This is a genomic window from Sphingomonas sp. 28-62-20, from assembly GCF_002281505.1.
This window is the reverse complement of record NZ_NCGH01000045.1, coordinates 1-7080: the sequence shown is the minus strand read 5'-3', so window position 1 is coordinate 7080 and position 7080 is coordinate 1. Positions and strand designations below refer to the sequence as shown.

The 7080-nt window shown below is 61.6% G+C and carries 13 protein-coding genes; all 13 read right to left on the bottom strand.

Annotation, left to right across the window (positions count from 1 at the left end; genetic code table 11):
• Positions 1–51 precede the first annotated feature (51 nt).
• The 13 genes from rplN to tuf all read right to left on the bottom strand — a co-directional run bounded on the left by rplN (position 52) and on the right by tuf (position 7070).
• Positions 52–420 carry a 50S ribosomal protein L14 gene (gene rplN / locus B7Y43_RS19535; protein ID WP_066652133.1) on the bottom strand — a complete coding sequence of 123 codons (369 nt, stop codon included), beginning with the start codon at positions 418–420 and terminating at the stop codon, positions 52–54.
• 67 nt (positions 421–487) lie between these two features.
• A complete protein-coding gene (gene rpsQ / locus B7Y43_RS19530; protein ID WP_374133348.1) occupies positions 488–760 on the bottom strand; it encodes an uS17 family ribosomal protein in 273 nt (90 codons plus the stop codon).
• 11 nt (positions 761–771) lie between these two features.
• Entirely contained in the window at positions 772–975 is a 204-nt protein-coding gene (gene rpmC / locus B7Y43_RS19525; protein WP_374133347.1) for an uL29 family ribosomal protein, read from the bottom strand.
• 2 nt (positions 976–977) lie between these two features.
• Positions 978–1409, bottom strand: coding sequence for a 50S ribosomal protein L16 (rplP, locus tag B7Y43_RS19520; protein WP_374133346.1), 432 nt, complete (start codon positions 1407–1409; stop codon positions 978–980).
• 14 nt (positions 1410–1423) lie between these two features.
• Complete coding sequence (gene rpsC / locus B7Y43_RS19515) at positions 1424–2119, bottom strand: 30S ribosomal protein S3 (protein WP_374133345.1); 696 nt, start codon at positions 2117–2119, stop codon at positions 1424–1426.
• On the bottom strand, positions 2119–2499 hold the full coding sequence (gene rplV / locus B7Y43_RS19510; RefSeq protein ID WP_374133344.1) for a 50S ribosomal protein L22: 381 nt from the start codon (positions 2497–2499) through the stop codon (positions 2119–2121). The genes rpsC and rplV overlap by 1 nt, the downstream gene beginning before the upstream one ends.
• On the bottom strand, positions 2499–2774 hold the full coding sequence (rpsS, locus tag B7Y43_RS19505) for a 30S ribosomal protein S19 (protein ID WP_374133343.1): 276 nt from the start codon (positions 2772–2774) through the stop codon (positions 2499–2501). Before rpsS ends, rplV begins: the two co-directional genes overlap by 1 nt.
• Before the next feature lie 6 nt (positions 2775–2780).
• A complete protein-coding gene (rplB, locus tag B7Y43_RS19500; protein ID WP_374133342.1) occupies positions 2781–3617 on the bottom strand; it encodes a 50S ribosomal protein L2 in 837 nt (278 codons plus the stop codon).
• A 4-nt stretch (positions 3618–3621) separates the two neighbouring features.
• The gene (locus B7Y43_RS19495) at positions 3622–3936 is read right to left on the bottom strand and encodes a 50S ribosomal protein L23 (RefSeq protein ID WP_374133341.1); all 315 of its coding nucleotides are present in this window, start codon (positions 3934–3936) and stop codon (positions 3622–3624) included.
• Positions 3936–4574 (bottom strand): 50S ribosomal protein L4, encoded by a 639-nt coding sequence (gene rplD, locus B7Y43_RS19490; RefSeq protein WP_374133340.1) that lies wholly within the window; start codon positions 4572–4574, stop codon positions 3936–3938. Before rplD ends, B7Y43_RS19495 begins: the two co-directional genes overlap by 1 nt.
• 2 nt (positions 4575–4576) lie before the next feature.
• On the bottom strand, positions 4577–5332 hold the full coding sequence (rplC, locus tag B7Y43_RS19485) for a 50S ribosomal protein L3 (RefSeq protein WP_374133339.1): 756 nt from the start codon (positions 5330–5332) through the stop codon (positions 4577–4579).
• Positions 5333–5541: 209 nt separating this feature from the next.
• Complete coding sequence (locus B7Y43_RS19480) at positions 5542–5751, bottom strand: 30S ribosomal protein S10 (RefSeq protein ID WP_374133338.1); 210 nt, start codon at positions 5749–5751, stop codon at positions 5542–5544.
• A 125-nt stretch (positions 5752–5876) separates the two neighbouring features.
• A complete protein-coding gene (tuf, locus tag B7Y43_RS19475) occupies positions 5877–7070 on the bottom strand; it encodes an elongation factor Tu (RefSeq protein ID WP_374133337.1) in 1194 nt (397 codons plus the stop codon).
• Positions 7071–7080 lie beyond the last annotated feature (10 nt).

Sequence of the window (7080 nt, the reverse complement as noted above, 5' to 3'; positions counted from 1 at the left end):
TGCCGGACAGGATGACGACGGTGTCACCCTTCTTGATCTTGGCCGCAGCCATCACAGCACCTCCGGCGCGAGCGAGATGATCTTCATGTGCTTCTTGCCACGGAGCTCACGCACCACCGGGCCAAAAATACGCGTGCCAATCGGCTCTTCGTTCTTGTTGACGAGCACGGCTGCGTTGGTGTCGAACCGGATGACCGAGCCATCGGCGCGGCGAATATCCTTCGCCGTGCGCACGATAACGGCGCGGTGCACGTCGCCCTTCTTCACCTTGCCACGGGGCTGCGCTTCCTTGATGCTAACGACGATGATGTCGCCAACACCGGCCGTGCGACGCTTTGAGCCGCCCAGCACCTTGATGCACTGCACCCGCTTCGCGCCGCTGTTGTCAGCGACCTCGAGATTGGACTGCATCTGGATCATTGATCCGCTTCCTTCTTCACTTTGGGGCCGATTGCTGACCGGTCCCCGCCTAAATCAAACAACGCCGTTACGCGTCGACATCAACCCGGTCAGGCGTCGCATGGGTGTTGACCCGGTCGAGCACTTTCCACGTCTTCAGCTTGCTGATCGGCGCAATCTCTTCGATCCGCACCGTTTCGCCAGCCTTGAACTCGTTCGCCTCGTCATGGGCGTGATACTTCTTCGAACGACGGATGATCTTGCCATAGAGCGGGTGCTTCACCTTGCGCTCGACATTCACCACAACCGTCTTGTCGCCCTTGTCGGAGACGATCAGCCCCGTCAGCACGCGCTTCGGCATGTCTAAATTCCTTACTTGGCGGTCGAGCGCGAACGCTCAGACTGCAGAGTCTTGATACGGGCGATGCCGCGACGGACTTCGCGAACCCGGCTCGGCTTTTCGAGCTGGTTGGTCGCGGCCTGGAAACGCAGGTTGAACGCCTCACGCTTCAGGTTGCCAAGCTCTTCGCTCAGCTGATCGTCGGACTTGGTCCGCATGTCTTTCACATCGGCCATCATCATGCTCCCAGGTGCGAGGTGTCGCCAAGCCGGGCAACAACCTTAACCTTGATCGGCAGCTTCATCGCTGCACGCTCGAATGCCACTGCGGCAACCGGACCGGGCACGCCGTCCAGTTCGAACAAAATCCGGCCCGGCTTGACGCGAGCGGCCCAAAACTCCGGCGACCCCTTGCCCGAGCCCATGCGGACTTCGGCAGGCTTGGACGAGACCGGCACGTCCGGGAAGATACGGATCCACAACCGACCCTGGCGCTTGATGTGGCGCGTGATCGCACGGCGAGCCGCCTCGATCTGGCGCGCGGTGATCCGGTCAGGCTCCATCGCCTTCAGGCCATAGGACCCGAAGTTGAGCGTCGAGCCACCCGTGGCCTTGCCATGAATGCGCCCTTTGAACGCCTTGCGGAACTTGGTTTTTTTTGGCTGCAACATTGTCTAGTTTCCTATCAGCGCGCCGGGCGGACGCCGGAAGTCTGTGCTTCCATCATCAACCGGTCTTGCGCCATCGGGTCATGACCCAGGATTTCGCCCTTGAAGATCCACACCTTCACGCCGCACACGCCATAAGCCGTGTGTGCCGTTGCCTCAGCGTAATCGACATTGGCGCGCAGCGTATGGAGCGGCACGCGACCTTCGCGATACCATTCCGTGCGCGCGATTTCCGCGCCGCCGAGACGACCACCGCAGGTGATACGAATGCCCTCTGCGCCGAGACGCAGCGCCGACTGAACCGCGCGCTTCATGGCACGACGGAACGCGATGCGGCGCTCGAGCTGATCGGCAACACCCTGTGCGACGAGCTTCGCGTCGATTTCCGGCTTACGGATTTCAACGATGTTCAAGCTGACGTCCGACGAGGTCATCTTGCCCAGTGTCTTGCGCAGCTTTTCAATGTCCGCGCCCTTCTTGCCGATGATCACACCGGGGCGGGCGGCGAAGATCGAGATGCGGCACAGCTTGGCTGGACGATCGATGACAACCTTGGAAATCGCCGCCTGTGGCAGCGTCTTCATGATAAACTCACGGATGCGCAGGTCTTCCAGCAGCAGGCGGCCATAATCGGCGCCTTCTGCATACCAGCGGCTGTCCCAGGTGCGGTTGATCTGCAGCCGAAGCCCGATCGGATTGCTCTTCTGACCCATTACGCTTCCTCTGCCTGCTCACGCACCACGATCCGCAGCCGGCTGAACGGCTTGAGGATGCGGGTCGACTTGCCGCGACCGCGGGTGGCAAAACGCTTCATCACGATCGACTTGCCGACCGATGCTTCCGACACGACGAGGGCGTCGACGTCGAGGTTATGGTTGTTCTCTGCATTCGCAATTGCCGATGCCAGCACCTTGCGTGCCTCAACTGCCATCGCCTTGTTCGAAAACTGCAGGATGTTCATCGCATCGCCAACCTTGCGGTTGCGGATGAGTGCCGCGACCAGGCCCAGCTTCTGCGCTGAACCACGGATCTGCGTGCCAACCGAGAGAGCCTCGTTGTCAGCCACGCGACGCGGGGATTTTTCCTTGCCCATCAGCGCTTGCCCTTCTTGTCGGCGGCGTGGCCGGGGAAGAAGCGCGTCGGCGCAAATTCGCCGAGCTTCATGCCGACCATGTCTTCGTTGACCGAAACCGGCACGAACTTGCGGCCGTTATAGACGTTGAACGTCAGGCCGACGAAATCCGGGAGGATCGTCGAACGACGCGACCAGGTCTTGATCGGTGCGCGGTTATTGGCTTCCTGAGCGGTTTGCGCCTTCTTCAGGAGGTGAAGGTCCACGAACGGACCCTTCCAGACGGAACGTGCCATGAGCGGTTAGCCCTTCTTCTTGGCGTGACGCGAGCGGATGATCATCTTGTCCGTCGCCTTGTTATGACGGGTGCGCGCACCCTTGGTCGGCTTGCCCCATGGCGTCACCGGATGGCGACCGCCCGAGGTCCGGCCTTCACCACCGCCGTGCGGATGGTCGACCGGGTTCTTGGCGACACCGCGCGTCAGCGGGCGAATGCCCTTCCAACGGTTGCGGCCAGCCTTGGCAAGGTTCGTGTTGGCGTTGTCGGGGTTCGACACTGCGCCCACCGTCGCCATGCAATCGCTGCGGATATAGCGCTGCTCGCCCGAATTGAGGCGGACCATGACCATGCCCTTGTCGCGACCGACGACCTGCACATAGGTGCCTGCCGAGCGGGCGAGCTGGCCACCCTTGCCGGGCTTCATTTCGACATTGTGAACGATGGTGCCGACGGGCATCTGGCCCAGCTCCATCGCATTGCCCGGCTTCACGTCGGTCTTCTTGCCAGCGACAACCTTGTCGCCGACGGCCAGACGCTGCGGTGCCAGGATATAAACGACTTCGTCGCCTGGATATTCGATGAGCGCGATGAAAGCGGTGCGGTTTGGATCATATTCGATCCGCGCCACGGTGCCTTCAACGTCCCACTTGCGGCGCTTGAAATCGATGATGCGATAGCGCTGCTTGTGGCCACCGGCGATGCCGCGCGAGGTGACATGGCCCTTGTTGTTGCGGCCACCGGTCTTGCGCTTGCCTTCGGTCAGCGCCTTTACCGGGCCGCCCTTGTGCAGACCGGAACGGTCCACCAGGATCAGGCCACGGCGTGCCGGGCTGGTCGGGTTATAATGCTTGAGTGCCATTGCCTCAGATCCCCGTCGTCACGTCGATCGATTGCCCGTCTTTCAGGGTGACGATCGCTTTTTTCACATCAGACCGGGTGTAGGGCTTGCCCTTCCACTTCTTGGTCTTGCCCTTCTGGACGATCGTGTTCACGCCAGTGACGTTCACGTCGAACAGCGCTTCCACGGCGGCCTTGATCTCAGGCTTGGTCGCATCGTTCGCCACGCGAAACACAACCGCGTTGTGCTCGCTCAGCAACGTTGCCTTTTCGGTGATGTGCGGCGCGACGATCACGTCATAATGACGGACCGCAATCGCTGCCTTTTCCTTCTTAGCCATTAGTTCGCCCCTCCCGGGAGGGCGAAGCGCGCCTCCAGCTTTTCGACTGCCGCGCGCGTCAGCACGAGGGTGTCAGCCTTGAGAATATCGTAAACATTGGCGCCTGCCGCCGGCATCACGTTGATCTGGCGGAGGTTGCCGGCGGCGAGCGCGAAGCTTGCCTCGACCATGTCACCGTCGATCACCAGCGCCGTCCTGGCGTTGAAGGTGCTGAAGTTGTTGAACAGCACGGCCGTCTTGGCATTTTCGACGACCAGGCTGTCCATCACGATCAGCTTGCCGTCCTTCGCCTTCGACGACAGCGCCATCTTCAGGCCGAGCGCACGAACCTTCTTGTTCAGCGACGGGTTGAAGTCGCGAACACGGGCACCGTGCGCCTTACCACCACCGATGAACACCGGGGCGCGGCGATCGCCGTGACGAGCCGTACCGCCGCCCTTCTGGCGACCGAACTTCTTGCCGGTGCGGGCCACATCGGCGCGCTCACGGGTGCCACGGGCGGTGCCGCGACGCTTTTCGAGCTGCCAAGTGACGACGCGGTGCAGGATGTCAGCGCGCGGCTCAAGGCCGAACACGTCATCGCTGAGTTCGATGTCGGCGCCCTGGGCACCGTCAAGCGACTGAAGCTTGATTTTCATGTTCAGGCCTCCTGGCCGTCGGTGGCTTCGGGAGCCGCCACGTCTTCGACGGGCGTCTCGGCCGCAGCCTCATTGCTGTTGGCGACGGTCTTGAGACCGGCGGGATAGGGAGCGGCTTCAGGGCGCGCGATTTTCACCGAGTCCTTGATGAGGAGCCAGCCACCCTTCGATCCGGGCACCGAGCCCTTGATGAAGATCAGGCCGCGCTCGACGTCGGTCGAAACGACTTCCAGATTCTGCTGGGTGCGCTGCTTGTCACCCATGTGACCGGCCATCTTCTTGTTCTTGAAGACCTTGCCTGGATCCTGGCGCTGACCGGTCGACCCGAGCGAACGGTGCGAGACCGAAACGCCGTGCGTTGCGCGCAGACCGCCGAAACCCCAGCGCTTCATGCCGCCCTGGAAGCCCTTGCCCTGCGTGTTGCCGGCAATATCGACGAACTGGCCTGCGACGAAATGGTCAGCCGAAATCTCGGCGCCCACATCGAGCATGGCGTCTTCGGATACGCGGAATTCAGCCAGCTTCGCCTTGGGCTCCACTTCGGCCTTGCCGAAATGGCCGCGCTGCGGCTTGGCGACGTTCTTCGCCTTGGCAACACCAGCGCCGAGCTGGAGTGCAGTATAACCATCACGGTCGGCCTCGCGGCGGGCAACGACCTGGAGACCTTCAAGCGAAAGGACGGTGACGGGCACATGGCGCCCATCGTCCTTAAACAAGCGGGTCATCCCCATTTTCTTCGCGATCACGCCAGTGCGCATGATCCATGCTCCATTCAATAACAGAGGCCCGCTCCGGACTATTCCCGAGCGGGCGTGCCTCAACCCTAAATGTTTGTACGTGCCCCGACCCGGGCTGGTGCTTCCCGTTTGGGAAGCGTGTCGGGGGACGCGGGCCCGAATAAATCCGGCGGTATCCCTTATCGTTGGCCCCGTTGACCGGGGCCGAATCTCGTTGGAGAGCGCGGCCTTTAGGCCAGCTTGATCTCCACGTCAACGCCCGCTGCGAGATCGAGCTTCATCAAAGCATCGACGGTCTTCTCGATGCGCGTCGGCAAAGGGATAGGACCGCGGATGAGCGCGCCGGTGCGGCGGGCCGTATCGGCGATGTCGCCGGTTGCCTGATCGAGCACGCGATGATCGAATGCTTTCAGACGAATACGAATATTCTGCGTTTCCATAGTCCCTACCGATGCGAAAGAGCGGGGCGGCTGATCACCGCCTCTGATTACACGTTACATAAAATAGCAACCGCCCGATTCCCTGGTTTTTGACGACTGGGGAATCGGGCGGAGGCGAGCCTATATTACTTCGAGATGCCGCTGACAATACCCGAACCAACGGTCCGGCCACCTTCACGGATCGTGAAACGCTGGCCAACGTCCATGGCGATCGGGGCAATCAGCTTGACGCCGAGCGCGATGTTGTCGCCAGGCATGACCATCTCGGTGCCCTCAGGCAGCTCGACGGTGCCGGTGACGTCCGTGGTGCGGAAGTAGAACTGCGGGCGATAGTTGGCGAAGAATGGCGTGTGACGGCCACCCTCGTCCTTCGACAGCACGTACACTTCCGACTGGAAGTCGGTGTGCGGCTTGATCGAGCCGGGCTTGCACAGCACCTGGCCGCGCTCAACTTCTTCACGACCAACGCCGCGGATCAGCGCGCCGATGTTGTCGCCAGCCTGGCCCTGATCGAGCAGCTTGCGGAACATTTCAACGCCGGTGACGACGGTCTTGCGGACGGCCGGCTGGATGCCGACGATCTCGACTTCCTCGCCGACCTTCACAACGCCCGTTTCGACACGGCCGGTGACGACGGTGCCACGACCCGAGATCGAGAACACGTCTTCGATCGGCATCATGAACGGCTTGTCGAGCGGACGCTCTGGCTGCGGCAGATATTCGTCAACAGCCTGCATCAGCTTCAGAACGGCGTCATGGCCGATCTCAGGCTGCTTGTCGTCGAGCGCGCAAACGGCCGAACCACGGATGATCGGAATGTTGTCACCGTCGAAATCATACTTCGACAGCAGCTCGCGGATTTCCAGCTCGACCAGTTCGAGGATTTCCTCGTCGTCGACCAGATCGACCTTGTTCATGAACACGACCATCGTCGGCACGCCGACCTGGCGCGCGAGCAGGATGTGCTCGCGGGTCTGTGGCATCGGGCCATCGGTGGCCGAAACGACCAGGATCGCGCCGTCCATCTGGGCGGCACCGGTGATCATGTTCTTCACATAATCGGCGTGGCCTGGGCAATCGACGTGCGCATAGTGGCGTGCCGTCGTTTCATATTCGACGTGTGCGGTCGAAATGGTGATGCCGCGCTCGCGCTCTTCAGGGGCCTTGTCGATATTGGCATAGCTGGTGAACGTGGCGCCACCGGTCTCAGCGAGCACCTTGGTGATCGCAGCCGTCAGCGACGTCTTGCCGTGATCGACGTGGCCGATCGTGCCGATGTTGAGATGCGGCTTGGTCCGCTCAAACTTTGCTTTAGCCATTGTTTCCTAC

What these genes read in the sequence shown, in the direction of transcription:
- rplN (WP_066652133.1), bottom strand. Translation starts at nt 420, where the DNA reads ATGATCCAGATGCAGTCCAATCTCGAGGTCGCTGACAACAGCGGCGCG.
- rpsQ (WP_374133348.1), bottom strand. Translation starts at nt 760, where the DNA reads ATGCCGAAGCGCGTGCTGACGGGGCTGATCGTCTCCGACAAGGGCGAC.
- rpmC (WP_374133347.1), bottom strand. Translation starts at nt 975, where the DNA reads ATGGCCGATGTGAAAGACATGCGGACCAAGTCCGACGATCAGCTGAGC.
- rplP (WP_374133346.1), bottom strand. Translation starts at nt 1,409, where the DNA reads ATGTTGCAGCCAAAAAAAACCAAGTTCCGCAAGGCGTTCAAAGGGCGC.
- rpsC (WP_374133345.1), bottom strand. Translation starts at nt 2,119, where the DNA reads ATGGGTCAGAAGAGCAATCCGATCGGGCTTCGGCTGCAGATCAACCGC.
- rplV (WP_374133344.1), bottom strand. Translation starts at nt 2,499, where the DNA reads ATGGGCAAGGAAAAATCCCCGCGTCGCGTGGCTGACAACGAGGCTCTC.
- rpsS (WP_374133343.1), bottom strand. Translation starts at nt 2,774, where the DNA reads ATGGCACGTTCCGTCTGGAAGGGTCCGTTCGTGGACCTTCACCTCCTG.
- rplB (WP_374133342.1), bottom strand. Translation starts at nt 3,617, where the DNA reads ATGGCACTCAAGCATTATAACCCGACCAGCCCGGCACGCCGTGGCCTG.
- B7Y43_RS19495 (WP_374133341.1), bottom strand. Translation starts at nt 3,936, where the DNA reads ATGGCTAAGAAGGAAAAGGCAGCGATTGCGGTCCGTCATTATGACGTG.
- rplD (WP_374133340.1), bottom strand. Translation starts at nt 4,574, where the DNA reads ATGAAAATCAAGCTTCAGTCGCTTGACGGTGCCCAGGGCGCCGACATC.
- rplC (WP_374133339.1), bottom strand. Translation starts at nt 5,332, where the DNA reads ATGCGCACTGGCGTGATCGCGAAGAAAATGGGGATGACCCGCTTGTTT.
- B7Y43_RS19480 (WP_374133338.1), bottom strand. Translation starts at nt 5,751, where the DNA reads ATGGAAACGCAGAATATTCGTATTCGTCTGAAAGCATTCGATCATCGC.
- tuf (WP_374133337.1), bottom strand. Translation starts at nt 7,070, where the DNA reads ATGGCTAAAGCAAAGTTTGAGCGGACCAAGCCGCATCTCAACATCGGC.